Origin of the sequence: Streptomyces sp. NPDC046900 (genome assembly GCF_040644975.1) — a bacterium.
GTDB lineage: Bacteria > Actinomycetota > Actinomycetes > Streptomycetales > Streptomycetaceae > Streptomyces.
Window position 1 is genome coordinate 1 of the sequence record NZ_JBEYXD010000116.1, and the last position, 20,210, is coordinate 20,210.

Annotated in this window: 18 protein-coding genes; 8 read left to right on the forward strand and 10 right to left on the reverse strand. The window is 71.4% G+C overall.

All coding sequences use genetic code 11. The annotated features are described in order from the left end of the window. Positions 1-424: 424 nt before the first annotated feature. The 4 genes from ABZ904_RS45715 to ABZ904_RS45730 all read right to left on the reverse strand — a co-directional run bounded on the left by ABZ904_RS45715 (position 425) and on the right by ABZ904_RS45730 (position 8,562). On the reverse strand, positions 425-1,189 hold the full coding sequence (locus ABZ904_RS45715) for a class I SAM-dependent methyltransferase (protein ID WP_359408741.1): 765 nt from the start codon (positions 1,187-1,189) through the stop codon (positions 425-427). A gap of 284 nt (positions 1,190-1,473) precedes the next feature. Then, entirely contained in the window at positions 1,474-2,442 is a 969-nt protein-coding gene (locus ABZ904_RS45720; protein ID WP_361003438.1) for an ATP-binding cassette domain-containing protein, read from the reverse strand. Continuing rightward, positions 2,439-5,261, reverse strand: coding sequence for a hypothetical protein (locus ABZ904_RS45725; protein WP_361830030.1), 2,823 nt, complete (start codon positions 5,259-5,261; stop codon positions 2,439-2,441). The genes ABZ904_RS45720 and ABZ904_RS45725 overlap by 4 nt, the downstream gene beginning before the upstream one ends. Position 5,262: 1 nt before the next feature. Beyond that, positions 5,263-8,562, reverse strand: coding sequence for an FtsX-like permease family protein (locus tag ABZ904_RS45730; RefSeq protein ID WP_361830032.1), 3,300 nt, complete (start codon positions 8,560-8,562; stop codon positions 5,263-5,265). Positions 8,563-8,806: 244 nt separating this feature from the next. Here ABZ904_RS45730 and ABZ904_RS45735 point away from each other — a divergent pair, with 244 nt between their 5' ends. Continuing rightward, entirely contained in the window at positions 8,807-9,478 is a 672-nt protein-coding gene (locus ABZ904_RS45735) for an ABC transporter ATP-binding protein (RefSeq protein ID WP_361830048.1), read from the forward strand. A 513-nt stretch (positions 9,479-9,991) separates the two neighbouring features. On the opposite strand, the gene ABZ904_RS45740 is transcribed toward ABZ904_RS45735, so the two are convergent. Then, entirely contained in the window at positions 9,992-10,663 is a 672-nt protein-coding gene (locus ABZ904_RS45740) for a TetR family transcriptional regulator (RefSeq protein WP_361830034.1), read from the reverse strand. Positions 10,664-10,787: 124 nt separating this feature from the next. On the opposite strand from ABZ904_RS45740, the gene ABZ904_RS45745 reads away from it, so the two are divergent. Beyond that, the gene (locus ABZ904_RS45745; protein WP_361003447.1) at positions 10,788-11,627 is read left to right on the forward strand and encodes a patatin-like phospholipase family protein; all 840 of its coding nucleotides are present in this window, start codon (positions 10,788-10,790) and stop codon (positions 11,625-11,627) included. Positions 11,628-11,807: 180 nt separating this feature from the next. Then, a complete protein-coding gene (locus ABZ904_RS45750) occupies positions 11,808-12,182 on the forward strand; it encodes an HGxxPAAW family protein (protein WP_361830036.1) in 375 nt (124 codons plus the stop codon). A gap of 14 nt (positions 12,183-12,196) precedes the next feature. Here the strand turns inward: ABZ904_RS45750 and ABZ904_RS45755 are convergent, their stop codons facing one another. Both ABZ904_RS45755 and ABZ904_RS45760 read right to left on the reverse strand, forming a co-directional pair. Beyond that, positions 12,197-13,078, reverse strand: a complete 882-nt coding sequence (locus tag ABZ904_RS45755; RefSeq protein WP_361830038.1) for a GNAT family N-acetyltransferase — start codon at positions 13,076-13,078, stop codon at positions 12,197-12,199. A gap of 73 nt (positions 13,079-13,151) precedes the next feature. After that, positions 13,152-13,601 carry a hypothetical protein gene (locus ABZ904_RS45760; RefSeq protein WP_361003456.1) on the reverse strand — a complete coding sequence of 150 codons (450 nt, stop codon included), beginning with the start codon at positions 13,599-13,601 and terminating at the stop codon, positions 13,152-13,154. A 291-nt stretch (positions 13,602-13,892) separates the two neighbouring features. Here ABZ904_RS45760 and ABZ904_RS45765 point away from each other — a divergent pair, with 291 nt between their 5' ends. Then, on the forward strand, positions 13,893-14,063 hold the full coding sequence (locus ABZ904_RS45765) for a hypothetical protein (protein WP_361003459.1): 171 nt from the start codon (positions 13,893-13,895) through the stop codon (positions 14,061-14,063). 90 nt (positions 14,064-14,153) lie between these two features. Here the strand turns inward: ABZ904_RS45765 and ABZ904_RS45770 are convergent, their stop codons facing one another. Beyond that, positions 14,154-16,121, reverse strand: coding sequence for a SpoIIE family protein phosphatase (locus ABZ904_RS45770; protein ID WP_361830041.1), 1,968 nt, complete (start codon positions 16,119-16,121; stop codon positions 14,154-14,156). A 489-nt stretch (positions 16,122-16,610) separates the two neighbouring features. Next, positions 16,611-17,102, reverse strand: a complete 492-nt coding sequence (locus ABZ904_RS45775; RefSeq protein ID WP_361003465.1) for a YfbM family protein — start codon at positions 17,100-17,102, stop codon at positions 16,611-16,613. 591 nt (positions 17,103-17,693) lie between these two features. Between ABZ904_RS45775 and ABZ904_RS45780 the strand changes: the two genes are divergently transcribed. From ABZ904_RS45780 to ABZ904_RS45790, 3 genes are all read left to right on the forward strand, one after another. Then, entirely contained in the window at positions 17,694-18,218 is a 525-nt protein-coding gene (locus ABZ904_RS45780) for a fumarylacetoacetate hydrolase family protein (protein WP_361830050.1), read from the forward strand. Positions 18,219-18,328: 110 nt separating this feature from the next. Continuing rightward, positions 18,329-18,862: a hypothetical protein gene (locus tag ABZ904_RS45785; RefSeq protein ID WP_361830043.1), complete on the forward strand. Its 534-nt coding sequence runs from the start codon at positions 18,329-18,331 to the stop codon at positions 18,860-18,862. Between the two features lie 359 nt (positions 18,863-19,221). Further along, positions 19,222-19,623: a PPOX class F420-dependent oxidoreductase gene (locus tag ABZ904_RS45790; RefSeq protein WP_361003471.1), complete on the forward strand. Its 402-nt coding sequence runs from the start codon at positions 19,222-19,224 to the stop codon at positions 19,621-19,623. A gap of 163 nt (positions 19,624-19,786) precedes the next feature. On the opposite strand, the gene ABZ904_RS45795 is transcribed toward ABZ904_RS45790, so the two are convergent. Continuing rightward, a complete protein-coding gene (locus ABZ904_RS45795) occupies positions 19,787-19,990 on the reverse strand; it encodes a hypothetical protein (protein WP_361003473.1) in 204 nt (67 codons plus the stop codon). A 40-nt stretch (positions 19,991-20,030) separates the two neighbouring features. Between ABZ904_RS45795 and ABZ904_RS45800 the strand changes: the two genes are divergently transcribed. Further along, the coding region (locus tag ABZ904_RS45800; protein ID WP_361830046.1) for a helix-turn-helix domain-containing protein at positions 20,031-20,210 on the forward strand (180 nt) is incomplete at its 3' end.

Consider the following 20,210-nt stretch of genomic DNA (forward strand, 5'->3'; position numbering starts at 1 on the left):
CGACGACACGACACGCCACCACTCCCACGGGATCGCCGACCCTATACCCGACCAGCAAAAACGCAGTCCTCAAGTCCGGAAAGACAACAGCTTCTGAGTGACTCACTGATGTGGTGCGGCGGTTCCCCAGCCTGACTTCGCGGGCTGGAGCTCAGCCGCGCCGGCCGAGGCAGCCGGGGCGATGACGGCTCTGGTGGTCAGGGCCGCGGCGAGCAGTACGGACTTACACAGAGCTTTCAAGGTCAACCCCGATTTGCATGGACAGCGTTGGATCGTCCGGAGCGACAACTGGCCTCAACTGGCCCTCGGTCATAGGGCAGTCGCGGTGATGGGTTCCTTCCATCAGTGCGCGACCCACTACGGGGACGCAGCCGCCGAATCGTAGCGAACCACCGGCACACCGCCCGCAGGGTGGTGGAGTCACCTACCTGCCGGCGTGTGCCACGAGCAGCGGCTGGAAGAAGCCCGTCTCCCGCGGCATCCGCCACTCGGGGTCCACAAACCCCGCGTCGGTCACTAGGCCGGCCAGCCGGTCCCGGCCGAGCGCCCAGTAGACGGTCCGGCGGACCTTGACGCGCCATTCTCCGTCAGCCGGCAGCAGTTGGAAGTGCTCCAGGTCGTAGTGCTCGCCGTCCTCGTGCCAGTGCCAGAGCTGGAAGGTGACGGTCCGTTCTTCCCCGTCCGCGGACTGGTGGACCTGTGGAGGCGCTGAAACGGGGCGGTTGCGCAGCAGGTCATCGTAGGGGCGAGTGCTGAGCAGCAGCAGGCCGGCGGGACGCAGTACGCGGCGCATCTCCGCCAGGGCGGCGTGGACGTCCTGCTCCGTCAGCAGATGAGGCAGGGCGTTGTCGGCGCAGACGACGGTGTCGAACTGGGCATCGCGAAACGGCAGTCGTCGCATGTCGGCGGCGGCCGTGCGCAACGTCACGTTCCGCTGAGCGGCTTCACCGGCAGCGCGCGTCGCGGCGCGGGTGCTGAGGTCCGTCCCGATGACGCGGTGCCCACGCAACGCCAGGCCGATGGCCTGCGTGCCGATGCCGCAGGAGCAGTCGAGCACCGACGCGTCCTCCCGGCCGATCAGACCGTCGAGGGCCTCTCCCTGCCGACGCATGCTTGCGTCCCAGTCTGCGTAGATCAGGTGGTAGTCATCGGCCAGCTCGTCATAGAAATGTGCCACCGAGGTCCGCATGACCTGAGGCTATTGGGCGTGAGGCCCAGCGCAAGGTCCCGGGCTGATCACGGTCCGGGCCTCGACGCGAGCGACGCCGGTGGTCACTGACGACTGGATGACGTCAGTCTGAGCCCGGCTGCGGAGACCGTACTCCCCGACTGCACCGGCCCGTACGAGACGCGCCGCCGAACCGGATGCGAAGAGCGCAGAATCCGAACCCGCGACGGCATCGCCCACCTCGTCAGCGTCACCGACGCCGCAACTCGGAGACACCCCCGAGGGCAACCGGGCACCGCTACGGGCTACGGCGTCTCGTCGGGCCGCACCGTGATGTGGTCGGGCTCCAGTTCCAGCAGGACCCGCTCGCGGATCTCCAGGGCCTGGGTGAAGTCGCGCGGCAGTTGGAGGCGGCCGGCGCGGTCCACGGTGGCGTACTCGCGGGCCGTGGTCGTGGTGCGCCCCTGGTCGTCGGTGGTGGTGCGGCGCAGGACCTCCGAGGCCGTGCGGCCGTCGCGGATGGCGACGGTGCGGTCGACCGCGGAGGCGACGGCTGTGTCGTGGGTGACCAGGACGACCGTCGTGCCGAGTTCCTCGTTGACGGTGCGGAAGGTGGCGAAGACCTGCTCGGCGGTGGCGGAGTCGAGCTGGCCCGTGGGCTCGTCGGCGAGGACCAGGGCCGGGTGGTTGGCCAGCGCCACGGCGATGGCGGTGCGCTGCTGCTCGCCGCCCGACATCTGATCCGGACGCCGGTCGCGGCAGTGGGCCACGCCGGTCATCTCCAGAAGTTCCGCGGTGCGGGCGGCGCGCTGCCGCCTGCCCTTGACGATGCCGCTGAGGCGCATGGGCAGGGCCACGTTCTGGGCGCCCGTGAGGTAGGGCAGCAGGTTGCGCGCCGTCTGCTGCCAGACGAAGCCCACCACTTCGCGCCGGTAGCGCAGCCGGGAGCCGCTGTCCATGGTCAGCAGGTCGAAGCCCGCGACCGAGGCGCCGCCGGCGGTGGGGACGTCCAGGCCCGCCAGGATGTTCAGGAGCGTGGACTTGCCGCTGCCCGAAGCACCGACCAGGGCCATGAGTTCGCCCTTCGCGACCAGCAGGTCCAGCCCCTGCAGGGCCTGCACCTCCCCTCCCTGGCCGGCGAAGATGCGCACAAGGCGGTCGCACGCGATCAGCGCGTCGTGGCCGTGAGCGGGTTGCTCCCGCTGCTGTGCGACGCGCCGCTCCAGGTCGGCGAGCGTGAGCTCGTCCGGCGCCGCCGAGGTCTGTTCCGTCATGTCTGGTCCCCCATCCTCAGGTTCGCGCCTTCGCCGCGCCGTCCGGTCAGCCACGCCTGGGCCGCGAGCACGGCGCACGCCACGGCCAGCAGTCCCGCCGACGGCAGGACGAGTGCGAGCGGGTCGGTGTCCAGCACCACCGTCGGCACGTCGGCCATCGGCGGCCGACTGGTGAAGGCCAGAGCGGTCAGGTCGACCCCGGGCCGCAGCAGCGGGACCACGGCGAGACCGGTGAGCATGCCGCCGACCGCGCCCAGCAGGATCTGCGGCAGCATGTCGAGCACGGCGAGCCACTGGCGCTGGCGCGCCTGCATGCCCATGGTGCGCAGCCGGGCCAGCGCCGTACGGCGCTGCGGTGAGCTCTGCAGCAGGAAGAGCAGCAGGGCCAGGGCGCAGTAGCCGCCGCCGGCCGCGACCACCGCCAGATACACGCGCTGGGCACCGGACTGGAGCGCGGTGGCCTTCAGTGCCGCCCGCTCCTGTGACCGCAGCTTGACGGCCAGTCGGGCCGACGCCTGGTGAGCGGTGGTGCGCAGGGCCGTGCCGTCGACGTGGTCGCCGGTCACGTACAGCGCCGTGGGTTCCAGAGCGGACGCTTCCAGCCATTCGGGATGGGCACGTGCCACGGCCTTCGTCGACACGATGACGAAGTTCTGGCCGTCCGGCACCACGGCGGCGGCGTCCCGTGTCGCCACAGCCCGCACGTCGAAGGGGCCGGCGGACGTCCGCAGGGTGATCGGGTCGCGGCCGAACTCCGTTGCCAGCCGCGGGGACACCACCGCGGCGAGCGCGCCCGCACGGCGACCGTCCAGCACCGCCGCCGGGAAGTGGCCGTCCACGCCCGTCACCGCGGCGAGCCGCGCATAGGACGCGGGGTCCACCATGAGCAGGTCGTACGTGATCCCACCGCGCTCCGTGTGCTGATCGGCATCGATGCGGACGGCCGCCACGTCGCGCACGCCGCCGAGGCGGTGGACGCGTTCCGCAAGACCGGACGGCAGCGCGGCCGGCGCCTCGATGCTGGCGTCCGCGCCGACGGTCGCGAGGGCCGCCCGGTCCCGCCCGGCGGTCACCCCGGACAGGACCGCACCGCCGAACGAGGTCACGGTGAGCGCCACCAGGACGGCGAGCAGCGGCAGCGTGGCCGTGGCGGGAGCACGGCCGGCGCGCGCCACGCCCAGGGGGAGGACCGCACCCCTGAGGCGGGCCGCGGGCCGGGCGAGCAGCCGTAGCGGCAGCGGATACAGCCGGAGCAGCACCACTGCGGCGACCACCGCGACGAGGACGGGAGCGGCCGCGGTGAGCAGGTCGAGACCGCCGTCCGCCGTACCGCGGCGGCGCAGCGCCAGCACGGCGCCGGTCACGACGAGGACGACGGTCAGCTCGGCCACGGTGCGGCGCCGCGAGGGGCGGGCGCGCACGAGGTCCTCCGGCTCGCCGGGGCGCACGGCGCGGACGGAGAGCAGGGCACGTAGGGGCGGAGCCAGCGACGCGACGGCCGCGACCCCACTCGCCGCCCATACGGCGGCCGCGGAGCGCTGCGTGGGAATCAGCAGCAGGGCGAGGACCAGTCCGGCGGCCGCGGACGGCACCGCCGTGAGGGTGCTCTCACCGAGCAGACGCACCGCCAGGCCGCGCAGGCCCGCTCCGCGGGCGCGCATCAGCGTCAGCTCCGTGCGCCGCCGGGCGGCGGCCAGTTCGCCGGCCATGAGCAGCACGATGACGGCGACCGTCCCGACGCCGACCGCCGCGACCATGATCAATGGCTCGGTGGCAGCCCGTTCCCTTCCGAACGGCTCCACGAGGGTGGCCAGACCCTCCTCCTGGACGGTGAACCCGCGCAGCCCGGTCAGCTGCTGGAGCCGCGCGGCCAGCGGGCCGCTGGTGAGCGCGGTGACACGGTCCACCACGACGGAGGCGTTGCGCGCGGTCAGCGCGTCGGTGTCGGCGGGGTGGTGCCAGTAGGTGGTGACGCCTTCGTGCAGGCCGAGTAGGGCGCCGGTGGCCCTCTCGTCGACGAGGGCGGTGAAGTGCCAGTAGAACTCGGGAGGGGCCGGGGGGCCCTTGCCGGGCACAGTGGACAGCTTCGGCGCCTGGAGGTCCGGCTCCGCGTTCCAGTAGGAGGCCTTGGCGTGTTGGGGCCGGACGACGCCCGTGATCCGCACCGTCAGCTTGGCTCCGCCCGCTTCGGCGAGATGGACCACGGAACCCGTGCGCAGACGCATGATGTGCGCCGTGCGCTCGGTGACGGCCGCCTCGACGGTGCCGGCGCCGGACCCCGGCCGGGGCAGTCGTCCGTCCACGACGCGCGTGAAGCGGTCGAGGTCCGGCTGGGCGACGAGGGTGGCCTTCGGGTCGACGTACCAGGTCGGCCGGGGCATGTACGGATCCGTGGCGGGCACGGCCTGAGCCGTCCGCACGCCGTAAACGGTCTGCCGCCCGTCCAGAGCGAGGGGCGGGCGTACGACGCTCTGGAACGTCGATTCGGTCGAGGCCAGGGACCGGGGGGTGACGAGGGACTTGGCGTCGTAGGGGAAGGACAGCCACGACACGTCCAGCGTCGCCGTGACGCTGCGATGGGCCACGCTCGCCCCCGCCACGGTGTCGCGCAGGGCGGAGTCCTCCTGGACGTCGACCGCGCGGGGCAGCGCCGCCGCGAGGAACGCGGTGACCAGAACCAGCAACGACAAGGCCAGCGTGGCGCCGGGTGCCGCGCGCAGACGGGTGCGTATCCAGGGGGCGTCGGCCGAAGGGGCGGTGCCGGTGGACGCGGTGCCGCTTCCGGCGTGCGTGTGCCGGCGGTGCGGGAGGGCGGGCATGTCATTCACCTCCCTGGCGGCGCAGGGCCTGGGCCGGTTCGCCGGACCGCAGCGCCGTCAGTACGACCACGAGCAGCGGTACCGCCGTCACCGCGATCAGCAGCCGTGCCACCGGGCCCGCGGGCAGCTCGACACGGAGGGCCGGGAGCGGCCGGGCCGCCTGCGCCGTGAGGACGATCAGCGGTACGACGAGGCGCGTGAGCAGAACGCCCAGGGCCACGCCCACGGCCACCGCGACGGCCAGCAGCAGACCCTGCTCGGCGGCGGCCCCACGGGCCAGCGAGCGCCGGGAGGCGCCCAGGGCCCGCAGTACCGCCTGTTCGTCCGCACGCTCCCGGTACGCGCCGACCGCCGCGACGGCGCAGCCCACGGCGGCCAGCACCGCCGCGGCCACCACGGCTGCCGGGAGGCCGGCCTGCGGGCCCGCACCGAGCGGGTCGGCCTTGAGCCTCTCCCGCTCCTCGTCCTGGACGAGCACGGAGGCGGCATCGGCACGGCCGCGCAGCACCGTCGCCACACGGGAGGCGGCGCCGTGGTCCGTGGCGAGCCACCACTCGTCGGGCTCCAGTACCACCCCGCCGTGATCCGCCAGGGCCCGGTTCACGGCGCGCAGATCGAGCAGCAGGGCACCGCCGTCATCGGTGGCCGGCGGCACGACCGTGGGCAGGGCGCCTACGGCCGCGGTGACGCGGACCGTCAACGTCGTACTGCCCAGGTTGACGTCCGCCGTCTGGCCCACATGCGTACCCGTGGCGCGGAGGAAGGCATCGGTGGCCAGCGCGGCCGGTACGGGGACGGCGGCGGTGTCGGCCCGCAGGACGAGCTCTCCGGTCATGACCACACTCGGATCCTGCGGCGACGCCTCGTGCCCGGTGCCGTATCTGACGGAGAGCGGAGCCGCGGCGGTGGAGCGGGACGCCGTGGCCCGCGGCGCGGAGGCACCCGGGATGGGGGTCAGCACGCGTGCGCCCCAGACGGCACCGGCGGGCACCGGGACGGCACGTGTGCGTCCGTCGGTCAGGACGGCGCTGAGCCCGGTGACCGACAAACGGTGCTCCTCGACGTGGCGCGGCAGGCGGTAGCCGGCGTTGATGCCGGTCAGCCGCAGCGGGCCGGCGGGGGCCGCGCCCTGAGCCCGGCCGGACTCGGCGGCGAAGTCCGCCGTCAGCACGTGCGGGCGGCCGTCGGCGGGCAACGTGCCCAGGGGAAAGGTGTACGGCACGCCGTACCGGTCCGTGACGGTGGCGATGAGACGCGGGGCGACCGTGCTCCGAGGCGACGTACCTGCCGGGCCGAGCACCTCTAGGCGCGCGGTGATCCTCAGCCGGCCGGCGTTCTCCGGCAGTACGAAGCCCGCAGATCTGCCCTGCGCCTGCGCGCCGGAGTGGAGGGGCCCGAGCAGCCGGCGCGGTGAGCGGTCCGCCAGGTCGTCGCGCCAGTGGAGCACCCCGGCCGCGGCCTCGGTGTCCATGGCCAGCACGGTGGCGTCGCGGTCCTGGGGCAGGGAGACCTGGGTGCGCACAGCGGGGGCGGCGGCCACGATGCCAGGAACGCCGTCGTAGACCCCACCCTGGGCGAAGGACGGAGTGGACGAATCGGCCACGCGGAGGTCCGCGCCGACCGCGAAGTCGGCCTGATCGCGCTGGGAACGCGCCCAGCTGGCGTACTCACCGGTCGCGAACACCCCCATCGCCACGGCGAGCACCACCAGCAGCACCGGACCCGCTCCCCGTCCGGGCCGGCGGGACACCTGCCAGCCGGTGAGCGCCGCCGCCAGTCCGCGGGTACCGGCGGCCCGCCGCTCACCGAGCCGGGCCGCGAGCGGCAGCAGCCGCAGGGCCAGCACCGCGCCCGCGCACAGGCAGAGCGCCGGCGCGGCCACGAGCACCGGATCGACCCCCAGGGCGCCGCCCGTGTCGACCGTCAGGACTCCCGAGCCCGAAGCGCGGCGGGACAGCTGCCAGTAGGCCAGCACCGCGACGACGACGAGCGCCACGTCGGCCCCGGCCTTGACGATCCCGGGCAGCTTGTCCCGGCGCCGGCCGGTGTTCCGCTCATCGACGTACGTGCCGGAGCGGCGCAGCGCCGGGCCCACGACGGCGAGCGCGCAGACCAGCGCGGTGACGGCGGCCACGGTCCACGTCCCGGCCGGTGAGCCGTCGAGCCGCACCTGCGCGCGGGCCAGCGGGCCGTGGCCGGCCAGCAACCGCAGCAGCGGGCCCGCCAGCAGGGGCGCCACCACGACCCCGGGCAGCGCGAGCAGCAGGGCCTCGACCGCCGCGAGCCCCGCCACGCGGGCGCGGGAGGCGCCACGGGCCCGCAGCTGCGCGATCTCACCGGCCCGCTCCCCGGCGAGCAGGCCGGCCACCAAGAGCAGTGCGAAGGCCGCCAGGAGCACCACCTGCAGCGTGCTGATCAGCACCGTGGACCGGCTCACCAGGAGCGTGCGGCGCAGGTCCATCAGCAGATCCGGCAACTCGCTGTGGGCTCTGACGGATCCGTTCGTCGACCGGTTCAGGTCGTGCAGCGTCTGCTGCATGCTGTGCCGCAGACGGTCCATCCGCGCCGTGGTCATGGCGGAGAAGTCAGCGCGGGCCTGCCAGGACATGTGGTCCGGTGCGACGGCCCCGGAGGTGAAGGCGCCGGGGTCCGCAAGCATCGGGCCGTACGTGGTGAACGACAGCGTCCGCACACCCCGGCCGCTCAGCGGGTCGAGCCGCCAGTACAGGTCGGTACGGTCGACCGGCCGGTACAAGCCCGTCACCCGTACGTGCAGCGGCCGGCCGTCGCGCCGGTCGCTGAGAGTGATGCGGTCCCCGGTGTGCAGGCCCAGCGCCCGGGCGGCCTGTTCGGGCAGAGCGACGGGAACCGGGCGCCCTGCCTCGGGCGGGCCGGGACGCGTTCCGCCGGTCATCGTGACCCGCGAGCGGTCGAGGGTGGCCAGCAACGTCAGATCGGGGTCGGCGTCAGGGGAGGTGCCGACTGCGCGGGGCAGGCCGTAGGAAGCGGACTGGATGCTGGCGTCCACCCGTACCGGCATGCCGTCGAAGGCTGCAGGAACGGTCCTGCGCACGGCCGTGTCGAGTGCGGCGCGGTTGGTCGGAGTGACATCCGCGTCGGCCTCGACCAAAGTGCGCGCGGCCGCCTGGTCCTGCAGGGCACGCTGCAGCCCGGCGTCCCCGACCGCTCCGCTGAACGCCGCGAGCGATGCCAGTACGCAGGTGGTGAGCACCACACAGAGCAGCGCGGCACCCAGCAGCAGCCAGTGCGCGCGTGCGCGCAGCAACACGAACCCCGTCAAAACTCTCCCCGCCACCGTCCCGCGCACCCACGCAGAAGTACGCAGCCGGCCCCGTCCCCCGGCGAAGCCTTCCCTGTTCTCCCCTTGTTGCTGCGGTCATGAGAACACGAGGCACAACGTACCCGTCCGTCAGGGGTCTGTCAGGTGATCCACAGGCGCGATTATGCTGACCGCCATGAGCGAACGGGTGCTGGACCGGGCGGACGGCCCGACGGGGGGTGAACCGGCACCACCGGACGGCAACATGGTCACGGTTCACCAGGTCACGCGGGCCTACGGCCGCGGGGACACCGCTGTGCACGCCCTGCGCGAGGTGTCGTTCGCTGTGCCGCGCGGAGAGCTCGTGGCGCTCAAGGGGCGCTCCGGTTCCGGCAAGACCACCCTGCTGAACGTGGTCGGCGGGCTCGACCGCCCGGACTCCGGCAGCGTGCGCGTCGCCGGGACCGAACTGGTGGGCCTCGGCGAGAAGGAACTGCTCGAACTGCGCCGTGACCACATCGGCTTCGTCTTCCAGTCCTTCGGCCTGCTGCCCGTCCTCACCGCGGCGGAGAACGTCGGTGTCCCGCTGCGTCTGCGCAGGACCGAGCGCCGCGAACGCGAGGACCGCGTCGCCCTGCTGCTCAGCCTGGTCGGCCTCGAGGACCACGCCGACCAGCGCCCCGGCGAGTTGTCCGGCGGTCAGCAGCAACGCGTCGCCATCGCCCGCGCCCTCGCCAACCGCCCCTCCCTCCTCCTCGCCGACGAACCCACCGGACAGCTCGACGCGGAGACCGGCCGCTCTGTCATGGAACTGCTGCGCGCGGTCGTCCACAGCCAGGCCGTCACGGCCCTCGTGGCCACCCACGACCCCCAGCTCCTGGCCATCGCCGACCGCGTCCTGGAACTACGCGACGGGCGGATCGTCCCGGCGGAGTGAGCACGGGCGGGCCGGAGACCGCTGGGACGGCGGGCTTCTCCATGAGCTGCCGGCGGCTGCGACCGGACGGAGCGGCCGCCCCACCGCACTCGCGTGCCCTGTACGTGGACTCGTACTCACCGAGCAGTTCGCGCAGCCGGTCCCGTGTGTCGATGTCGATGCCCATCCCGGGATCCGCACGCCGGGAGCGAGTGCCATCGACGGTCTCCTCCCGGGCCAGGGACAGCGCGCGTTCGTACGAGTGCAGCGCCGCGGGTGGCCAGGCATTGCCGCTGTAGGCGTCGACGTGGGCTGCGTCGATGCCGGGGCGCAGAACGCGAAGCGCCTCGCGATGAACCAGCACGACGTCCGAGGGGCTCAACCCGTCCACGAGTACGAGTTCACGGCCCGTGCCGGCATCCTGGTCGATCACACTCACGACCTTCCCGCACGCAGTGCGCCCCGCATCTGGGAGGAAGGCTGCCACAGCACGTTCTTTGGCAGACAGGGCGAACCGTGAGAGCCAGGAACCTCTCAACGCCGCCGGTGCGGACCCAGGTCGAGCAGTACCTGGCCAAGCTGGGCGGAAGTGAGGGCCGGCGTGGGCAGAGGGGCCGCGGCCAAGGGGGCGCGAAGGCCGTCGAGGAGCAGGGTGAGCGGGCGGAGCCAGGCATCCGGGTCGACCGAGGTGAGCGCGGGAACGGCCCGGCCCAGTGCCGCCAGGGCAAAGAGCAGGTCCTCTGTCGTGAGGTCCGGGCGGATGGTGCCCTGCTCCTGACCGCGCCGGAGCAGCCCGTCGATGGTTGTGCGGTTGTGGGCGTGGATCGCCTCCAGGGAGGTGACGCCTTCCAGGTTCGTGGTCATGAGGTCGTTGGTGCCGCGGTCTGCGGCCAGGCCCGCGAACACCGTTCGCAGGTACTCCGTCAGTCCCGTCCATGCGTCCTCGGCGGTTCGCGCCTGCTCGCCCGCCGCTGTGGTCTCCGTGAGCGCGTCCCGGAAGACCTCGTCGACGAGCGCGGCTCGGGTCGGGAAATGGCGATAGAGGGTCGCGTTGCCCACGCCCGCCCGCCGGGCGATTTCATCGAGCGGGGCATCCAAGCCCTGTTCGGCGAAGACCTCGCGGGCCTTGTCCGTCAGCAGCCTCCGGTTGCGCAGCGCATCGCGGCGCCCTACCGGCGAACGGTCGCCCATCGTCTTTCCCCTCATCTCTCCCCGTACCGGGGAGCACTCCCCGGTACGGATGCTATCGTCAGCCAAAGAAACGGGGAGCAGTCCCCGCTTCGTCTCCCGCGGACGGGAGATCCGTGGTGGTTCACGGGGAGGGGGAATCGTGTCCGACACCGCACTCGTACTCGGTGGCGGCGGACCGGTGGGCGGAGCCTGGTTGACCGGAATGCTCGCCGGGCTCACCGAGGCCGGGATCGATCTCGGCAGCGCCGACGTCGTGATCGGCACCTCCGCCGGTGCCGTCTTCGGATCCCGTCTCCTGTCCGGCATCCCGGCCGCAGATCTGTACGAGCGCCAGCTCTCCGGGGCAGACGCGGTCCGTCTCCCGGTGACAGCGCGCCAGACAGCGCGCTTCCTCTGGGCGGCGCTCGGCTCTCGCGATCCCCAGCGGTCCGTCGAACGCCTCGCCCGGGCAGCGTTGCACGCCCCGACCGGCCCGGAGTCGGACGTCTTCGACACGGTCGGCACACTCCTGGGCGACGTGCACGACTGGCCCGAGCGAGAGCTGCGGATCACGGCGATCGACGCGCAGACCGGACAACTTGAGGTGTTCGACGCACACTCTGGAGTGACACTCCTCGAGGCGGTCGCGGCGAGCTGTGCCGTGCCCGTGGTCTGGCCTCCGGTCACCGTGGCGGGCCGACGCTGGATGGACGGCGGCAGTCGTTCGACCGCCAACCTCCAACTCGCACGCGGATACCGCCGGGTGCTGGCGGTCGTGCCGATCCCTCAGGCGGTCGGGCCGCATCCGGGTGCCTCGCAGCAGGCCACGGAGCTGTCGGACGGCGGGACGCGTGTGACCCTGCTGTCCCCGGACCGCGCCGCGCGCCGCGTGATGGGCCGCAACATGACGGATGACACGCGCCGGCCGGCTGCCGCCCGCGCGGGCCATGCCCAAGCCGGCGCGCTGGCCCCTTCGGTGGCCGACGTCTGGCAGGGGTGACGTGCGGTCAGAGCGGCGTGTACTCGGCGAGCATGTCCGCGAAGCGCGTGCCGTACGGCCCGTGGACGGCCTGCATCTGCTTGGCGCTGACTGGAACGGGGATGACACGCACGACGGATTCCTTACCCACCAAGGGACAACTGCCAGGCGCCGTTGGCGGCGGCGCGGGGAGGACAGCACATGAGCGGTCACCACGACGAAGGCCACACCATCGCCGGATGGTCCGGTTTCAGCATCGCCACGGTCGGCGCAACGGTCGTCGGCGCGGGCGTCGTCGGCTGGCGCCCGGGGATCTGGCTCGGGTCGGCCATCATGGCGGCGGCGGCACTGGTCGTGTGGGTCCTGCACCTCGCGGGCTGGGGCAAGCCGCCGGGCCCGCGGCCCGCGGACCAGTGGGGCGCCTGGGTGCGGGACCGCACCGCACGCGGGGGGCACCCCGGCTGCCTCGGCTGCCGACTGGCGGGCCGGCGCGGCGCCACGACCAGCACAGACGCCGCGCCCGAGCCCTCCACCTCCACCGCCCACGCGGAGGCCCCGGCCGACGCGCCCTCCTGAGGGGTACAGCCGTCTCACCGAGGGCCCGCGCCGAGTCCGGTGAAGCGGCCGGCAGGCGCCACCGTGCCTGACTGTGTGACGACGCGGATGTACAGCGGTGGGCACGTGGCACACGTCTGTGCGCCATCGCCCCAGGTGAGTCCAAGCGCGATCCCTGCGGGAGGCGCTCCCGGCCAGGCGAGGTTGATGCTGAGCTGGGCGCCCAGTTCCTGGAATCCCAAAGCGGCCGCGACCCGTCGAGAGGCGAGTGGCCGAGCACGCCATTGCGGCAGCAGTCCCGCGGCGAGTGCGTGTGCCACGGTTGCCGAAGCCGTCACCTTAGCGAGGCCTCGTCCCCGCCAGGCAGGATCGGTCAACACACTGATATGGGCGACCAGACCCGGCCAGGCTTCGTATCCGGCAGCGGCGACCACCCCACCGCCCGCTCGAATCACGAAGGCCGGCGAGGTGATGTCCCTGAGAGCGGCCTCCCCGGCATCGTCCTCGCCCGCGGCCACCTCCAGGCTTCGCAGATCAGGATGGTCACCAGGAAGTCGCCGCACAGCCAGGGCACCCGGCGAGGCCGAACGGAATGCGTCAGGGGATGCGTAGGACAGCGTGGCGGGGCCGAGTACCCGGACTACCGGCAAGACCTCACGCACCGCGTCGGCATCGGTGACCGCCTCCACCGGCAGCGCCGCCAGTCCATCCCGAACCCAGGCTGCGGAGCGCTCGGTTGGCGCGGTCACGATTGCTGCACCACCCAGGGACACGACGCCGACCCAGCCGGCAGGGCAAAGGCTCGACTCAGGCGAGGCGACAACGCTGACGCCTCCCCTTGGTGCGAACGACACGGGCGCTGCCGCCAGGCCCTCCCACAACGCACGGGCCCTGGCCAGCAAGGGATCCACCGGCATAGTCGGATCTTGTCAGCTCGGCGCCAGGTATCACAGCGGTGTCGGTCGGAGGTGAACGGCCATGGACAGGGCCCTAGACACAGATCCAGCAGTACAGACGATGCCCTCGTTCGACCGCCCTGCCCGCCAAGTCGGCTGCCCGGTCGAGGAACTCGGCAAGGCCGTCCGGGTCCGGCGGCGTGGAGAAGACGTCCGATGCGGCCCAATCCAGGGCAATACCTCGCAGCGACGCCCGGTCGGCCACAGCAAGCGCATCACGCAGGGCGTCCGTGAGCGACAGGCACACGAGCTGCCCGTCCTCGATCAGGGCGACCAGGTGGCCGCGCCGGGGGTCGGCCTGAACTGCTTCGGCCGTCCGGCCCGTGAGGAGCACTTCGGCCGGCAGCAGGTCGAGGGTTGGGTCCATGGCATTGACATCGAACCCGTCATAGCCCGTCGCGGTCGGCTCGTCGTCATCGCGCACAACGGCACGGACCGCGTCGTCGTCGTCAGCGGCGGCGAAGTAGCCGAAGAGAACGCCCATGCCGGGATCTTGGCACCGGGCACTGACAGCCGCGATCAGACGATCCTGTCAGCCCGAACTCCCGGCCTACCGGACAAACCCCACCCGCGTGCGCTTCTCGCGCGAATCCTGTTTTCAGCCGCTGGCTCTCGCTACCGTTGAGCCGTCAGACCCAGTGCACTTCAGGAGCTCTCGTGGCCATCGTGAAGCACGCCTACGCCGCGACGTTGCCCCCTGCTGACCGTCTGGTGGCTCACCGTTCTGGCCGCCGGCTACTGGGCCGCGCTCGACTACGCGCCCGTGAAGCACGCTGTGACAGCAGACAAGGCCCGCCAGACGCTGCGGCATGTGATGCTCAGCGATGCTCTGCACATCGGAGCCGCCGCGCTGACGATCCCCGTCGTCTGGCGACTGAGCGGCATCCTGCACCGCGCCGTGATCGAGGGGCAGCAGCGAAGCCCCGGCGGATTCGCACAAGGATGAGGCCCGGCAAGGACGAGGCTGGATCTCGAAGCCTGCGCCGGAGTGGGCGTCGTCTTCGGCCGATCGATGGCGTCCGCCGGCCCGCGGCAGTCACGTACGCCGGATGACCAGCACCGCCACGTCGTCGAGGTGGTCCACCGCGACCGCGGCGTCGAGGACCCGGTCGGCGGTCCCCTCCGCGTCCAGTCCGTCGCGAAGTGCCTGGGCGGCCAGCGTTCCGGCTCGCTCCAGTCCGGCTTCCAGCGTGAGACCCGGTCCCTCGACCACGCCGTCGGTGACCATGACCAGGGCGCTGTCCTCGTCCAGGATGAAGGTCTCCTCGCGGTACTCGGTGTCAGGCAGGATTCCCAGGACCGGCCCGCCCGGCAGTTCGTGGATGCTGTGGCTGCCGTCCGTGCGCGGGCACAGCATCGGCACATGGCCGGCGCTGGCGCCGATGATCCGTCCGTCGCGCGGGTCGAAATGCAGCATGGTGCAGCTGGCGAATCGTGCCACGCCCATCGTGACGAGCAGTTCGTTGGCGCGCCTCAGCACGGTTGCCGGATCCGGTTCGTGGGCGGCGATGGCGTGTATGGAGGCGCGTATCTGTCCCATGGCCGCAGCGGCGTCCACGTCGTGGCCTTGGACGTCGCCGATCTCCAAGGCGATCGCACCGTCGGGCATGACGAAGGCGTCGTACCAGTCTCCGCCGATGTCCAGTCCGTCCCGGCTGGGCCGGTAGCGGGCGGCGACCTCAAGGCCCGCCAGGTGCGCGGGCAGCCTGGGCAGCATGGTCTGCTGCAGCGCCGTGGCCAGCTCGACGCGCGCCTGCTGCAACCTGATGCGCCGCAGCGCCTGGCCTGCCAGGTCGGCCAGCGTGCCCATGAGGGTCCGCTCGTCCAAGGACGGCTGGTGTCCGCTGCCGAAGAACACCATCCACGCCCCGAGTGGCTGATTGCCGGTCTCGCTGAGGGGGGTGATGGAGATGCTGTAGTCGCTGCCTTGCCGGTCGATCCATGGAAATCCGGCTCCATGCGGCCGGCGGTGGACGTAGTCGTCCAGGTCGGGGATGAACTGCGCCCGGCCGCGGCGTATCGCCTCGGGCAGCGGGCTCGGCTGGTCCAGCCGCAGGCCGCGCAGGGCATCGACCTTCTCCATAGCCACTCCGGCATCGGCGCAGACGCGCAGGCGGTCGTCGTCGACGAGTGCGAGCAGGGCGCCTGCACCGCCGAAGGTCGCGGTGAGACGGGTCAGGATGACCTGGTGCAGTTCCTGCTCCGTGGCTGCGGCGATCAAAGCGGAGGAGAAGTCGGCGATCTCTTCGGCGCGCTCTCGCTCGGCACCCAGCGCGGCTTGCAGTTTCTCCCTGCGTTTCTCCTGCTTGGTGTCGTCGCGGACCATCCCGAAGATCAGTTCGGGGCCGTCATACCCCAGTCGGATCCGGCGGATCTGGGCGGCCAGTCGGTGCCAGCCGTCGTGCTCGGTGAGGTACCGAAACCTGATCCAGGGGGACTGGGAGGCGGTCAAGCGCATGAGGTGCCGCAGGGGCTCCCGGTCATCAGGGTGGACTCGCGAGATCACGCTGGACATGGCGACAGTGGCCTCGGGGAAAACCGCGGCCAGGGTGGGTGCGCCACCCATCCATTCCAGCCGCTGCTCCTGAGGTGAGTACATCCACAGGCCGAGGTCGTTGGCCTTTGCCGCCAGCCGGAACGGGATCAGCAGGCCGGCCAGGTCGTTTCGCGCGTCCAGGGCGTGCACCCATACCAGCCGCTCGCCACGTGCGGGATCCTCCACCGGCCGCGCCTCGATCAAGCAGACGACGATGGCTCCGTCCGGCCCGGGGAACTCCAGCGCCCGCATCGCGATCGTCTTCGTCCTCGCGGCGTGGGCCACGAGATTCTCGGCCAGCATCTGCTGACTTTCGGGCCACAGACCACCGAAGGCACGTCCCAGACATTTCTCCACCGGCCTGCCCAGCGCGGTGGCCATCGCGACGTTGAGATCGCGGACGCATCCGTCCAGCGTCAGCAGAGCCGCCGGCTCAGGCTGATGAAGGAGTTCGTCCGAGGCGTCCATTCTGTGACTCCCTGACACATACCAAAACGACCTCTTCAGCCATGTTCGCGCATTTTGCCGTGATGTCTCGGCGAAGGGTGTGTCTGATCCCCTGCACCGAGTGACGATGACGAGGAATCCGCTGGAAACGGAGGACGGGCAGCCCGGTGAAGCAGGTCGTCGACGAGTTGGCACGCCGGATCTCCGAGGACGGCCAAGCCCCTGACTGACATCCACGCTGCCATCCGGTGGACATGTGCCGCTGGGGTCGCCCCCATCTCGTGCGTCACGCGAGCTTCCGTACGACCTTGAGCGGTGGGCAGTTGGGGTCGTGGACGCCTCGGTGCGGTCGGTGTTTGCGGTGCTCGCCGTCTACGTCGAGTCGAGCCGCGAGCAGGGGATCACCGCACAGCTGGGCCGGCTGATGCGTCCGGGCTTGCGGTGCGCACGGCGCGGAGGATCAGGTCTCCTCGTCGCACCGCCGCCGCCTCGTCCAGACGCGGCCCCGGTCTACTGGTCGACCGTGAAGATCACCGCTCGGCCGTTCTGCGCCGCCGTACGGTAGAAGTCCTGGAGTCCGGGCAGGAAGACCTGGGTGTAGGCGATGTCTCCCGCGTCAGCGGCGCCCTGGTAGTCGGCGAACGTGAGCGTGGCGAAGCGATCGCGCAACCACTGCGCGCCGAGGGGTTCGAGCGCGGACGCGACCTCGCGGACCTCATCCGGGTCGACGTAGCAGACGATGTAGTCGTCGCCGCCGTACAACGGCACGCCGCCCAGGATGACGTGCGACAGCGGGAACTCGCCGTTCTCGAAGGACAGATCGCCGTCCGTGAAGCAGCGGTGCAGCGCGTCCCAGGACTTGTCGAGCTCGCAGAGATGGTCCAGGTCCCAGCGTTCTTCGATCTCCTCGACGAGTTCCATCACCTCGTCGTCCTCCCGGCACGCCAGGAGACGTTCAGCGACTTTGGCATCCAGGGCGAAGAGCACTCCGCGCGCCGCCATCGTGTCCTCCCACCGATACGAAGAATCGCTCGACGTGAGCGAACCACACGCCCCCGACGGTGAGCCGGTCAGGGTCGACGATCGGCCGGCCCGCTGCTTCGGCAACGGGGACGACTCGGGGAGCGGCTGGGTGCCGTCTCGGGGCCGCCGGAGTCCGGCCGTTCCCGAGTTGCCGGAGGTTGAGGCCCGTGCCGTAATTGGTGAGGGCGTATCTGTGAGCGGCGGAAGCCGGTCGAACGGGCACTGCTTCCGAAAGGTGAGCAATGAAACTCGCGACGTTCGACGCCCGTGTCGGCCAGCATGTCGGTTTCGTCGACGATGAGGAAGTGCTGGACCTGACGGCAGCCGATCCCTCGATAAAGGCGATGATCGATCTGCTGGAGCTCGGTCCGAGGGAAGCGTGGGCCTCCGTCGGCTCGGCCCCGAGGCTGCCGCTGTCGGAAGTGAGGCTGTGCGCGCCGGTGCCCAGGCCTCCCAAGTTTCTCGCCATCGGCTACAACTACGCCGCCCACCTTGAAGAGACCCACATGGAGCGGCCGAGCCGCCAGGCCTGGTTCAACAAGCAGCAGACCAGCATCATCGGGCCCGGTGATGCTGGTCTGGATCCCGGCGATCGCCCCGGACGAGATCGACTACGAGGGCGAACTCGGTCTGGTGATCGGCAAGCGGTGCAGGAACGTCCCGAACGAGAAGAACGCGGTGCTGGACGTGACCGCGGGGTTCACCATCGTCAACGACGTCAGTGTGCGCGACTGGCAGGCGCTCGAGCCGGGCATGGTGGTCAGCAAGTCCTTCGACACCCACGGCCCGATCGGCCCGTGGATCGTCACCACGGACGAGATCGGTGACCCGCTCGATCTGCGGGTGCGTACGTACGTCAGTGGGGACTTGCGCCAGGACGGCCACACGGCGGACATGCTGTTCAACCTGTACGAGCAGGTCTCCTACCTCTCCAGTGCGTTCACCCTGGAGGTCGGCGACGTGCTGTCCACCGGCACCCCGAGCGGCATCGCCTGGCACCGGCCCGGCATGTATCTCAAGGCGGGCGACACCGTTCGCATCGAGATCGACAGGATCGGGAACCTGGAGAACCCGGTCGTCGACGAACCTCGCTGATCGTCCAGCCAGTTGGCCGGGATCGGCCTGCGAGGCCCAAGCCTCCTGGGCCGGCCGCCGAGCCGGGATACGATCACGCCCTGCACTCGCGAGGTGAGGGGTGGGACCTGGTGAAACGGCAGCTGATCCGGATGGCCTGCGCCGGAATGGCGGCTCTGGCGCTACTGGCGGGCTGCAGCGGTGCCCCCGCTGAGCCGAGCCCTGACCGAGCCGCCTCACCGGCTGCGTCCACGGGCCAGGCGAAGGCTGCCCAGTCGTCCAAGGCAGTCCTTGCCGAACACGTCAAGACGGTCCTGGAGGACCGCCTCTCCCCCGACGAGACCCGGTTCGGTTCAGGCGCAGGATCACCCTGCTCCACCTCGTCCGCGGTGATGTTCACTGCCCGGTGCGGCTCCGCGGCAGAGGCCACGGCAGCGGACGCATCCTTCGCTCTGAAGCAGATCGAGCGCCACGAGGGCTTTGCGACGCTGCGCTCGGTCGCGGGCAAGCTCCGGACCGCTGTCACTCGGTACGAGCAGCTCGGCTGCGCCGACAACCCGACCGGAGCGGCAACTCGTCACGCCTGCCTCGAGCCCGCGGCTCTCATCGCACAGGGATTCCCGGATCTGCGCAGCGGCGCCAACCTCGGTCTGCAGGGCGCATAGGCTTCGGAGCCACGCACGAGGCCGCGCCACAATCGCGGCTTCCCCGTGGGGCGAACGGCCGGGCAAGGAGGCCGGCCGGTGTCAGGTGCTGATGGCGGCCGCGTAGAACCCGGTGCGCAGTTCGTCCAGGAGGCTGGGCTCGACCGGCTTCCAGCCGAGCACCCTCTCAGCGCGGGAGGGATCCATCGGCGACGAGCGGGTGGAGGCGCACGCCCGAGACCGGGGCTGCGGATCGTACTCGACTGGTGCGCGGCGCAGTTGACCGGCGGGCGCTGCTGTTCGGAGGCGGGGGACGGCCGGTCATCTGCCGTGGCTACCGTGGGCCCAGCACCACACCGAAACCACCCCCGGAGAACCCCGTGCCCGTACCCCTCGGCGACGACCTGGTGGCGCTGCTGCGCCGCCCCATCACCTGCTACCTCGCCACCACGATGCCCGACGGCTCGCCGCAGCTCACCCAGACCTGGGTCGACACCGACGGCGAGCACGTCCTGATCAACAGCGTCGAGTCGCACCAGAAGACCAGGAACATCGCGCGCGACCCGCGGGTGGCCATCGCGGTCGCCCACCCCTCGGACCCTTCCTCCTACGTCCAGATCCGCGGCCGTGCGGTGCGCGTGACCACGGAGGGGGCGGCCGACCACATCGAGGCGCTCGCGCAGAAGTACCTCGGCGGCCCCTACCCGTGGTTCGGCGGCCGCGACCAGGTCCGGGTCCTCTTTGTGATCCAGCCCGAACGGATCAGCAGCCCTCGCGGCTGAGTCCAGGCGGCCTGCCAGGGCAACGGCGGGGCGCCCAGGGCGGCTTCAGCCGACCCCATCGACACGGGCCCCGAGGATCACGGCCCGCATCGGGCACCGACTGGCAGGTCCCCCTGCCCCACGCGTGCCCGATCCGCTGGGGGCGAAGGGGAGCGCTGGGTCCTCAGTAACGGTGACCGGGCCAGTGGGGATCCGACCAGCGGTCCTCGCCGGTGAGTCCGAGCAGCCGTATCCGGTGCTGCAGATCCGCCGATGCGCCCGATTCGCGGAGCCGCACCGCAGCGTGGCCGAGGAGCCAGGCGACCAGTTCGGCACGCATCTTCTCCTCGTCGTGCTCGTACCAGTCGACGCTCCACGTGAGGCTCATCAATTTGCTTAGAGCTCCTCAGCGATCGTACGGTGATTGTGTGGAGCTTCTTCGACTCTCAAAGGCCGCCAAACGCTTGGGTGTTCACCCCGTGACGCTTCGGCTTTGGGCTGACTCAGGCAAGATTCCGGTGACTTGGGTCGGGCGTGAGCGCCGGTTCTCCTCGATCGATGTGGAGGCGATGAAGGTCTCCACCGGTGGCGAGCGTGTCCGCCTGGAG

Coding starts and splice junctions, on each gene's coding strand:
- ABZ904_RS45740 (WP_361830034.1), bottom strand. CDS start 10,663: ATGAGGGGAAAGACGATGGGCGACCGTTCGCCGGTAGGGCGCCGCGAT.
- ABZ904_RS45760 (WP_361003456.1), bottom strand. CDS start 13,601: ATGGGCGTTCTCTTCGGCTACTTCGCCGCCGCTGACGACGACGACGCG.
- ABZ904_RS45735 (WP_361830048.1), top strand. CDS start 8,807: ATGGTCACGGTTCACCAGGTCACGCGGGCCTACGGCCGCGGGGACACC.
- ABZ904_RS45795 (WP_361003473.1), bottom strand. CDS start 19,990: ATGAGCCTCACGTGGAGCGTCGACTGGTACGAGCACGACGAGGAGAAG.
- ABZ904_RS45720 (WP_361003438.1), bottom strand. CDS start 2,442: ATGACGGAACAGACCTCGGCGGCGCCGGACGAGCTCACGCTCGCCGAC.
- ABZ904_RS45780 (WP_361830050.1), top strand. CDS start 17,694: ATGCTGGTCTGGATCCCGGCGATCGCCCCGGACGAGATCGACTACGAG.
- ABZ904_RS45775 (WP_361003465.1), bottom strand. CDS start 17,102: ATGGCGGCGCGCGGAGTGCTCTTCGCCCTGGATGCCAAAGTCGCTGAA.
- ABZ904_RS45770 (WP_361830041.1), bottom strand. CDS start 16,121: ATGGACGCCTCGGACGAACTCCTTCATCAGCCTGAGCCGGCGGCTCTG.
- ABZ904_RS45715 (WP_359408741.1), bottom strand. CDS start 1,189: ATGCGGACCTCGGTGGCACATTTCTATGACGAGCTGGCCGATGACTAC.
- ABZ904_RS45755 (WP_361830038.1), bottom strand. CDS start 13,078: ATGCCGGTGGATCCCTTGCTGGCCAGGGCCCGTGCGTTGTGGGAGGGC.
- ABZ904_RS45725 (WP_361830030.1), bottom strand. CDS start 5,261: ATGCCCGCCCTCCCGCACCGCCGGCACACGCACGCCGGAAGCGGCACC.
- ABZ904_RS45750 (WP_361830036.1), top strand. CDS start 11,808: ATGAGCGGTCACCACGACGAAGGCCACACCATCGCCGGATGGTCCGGT.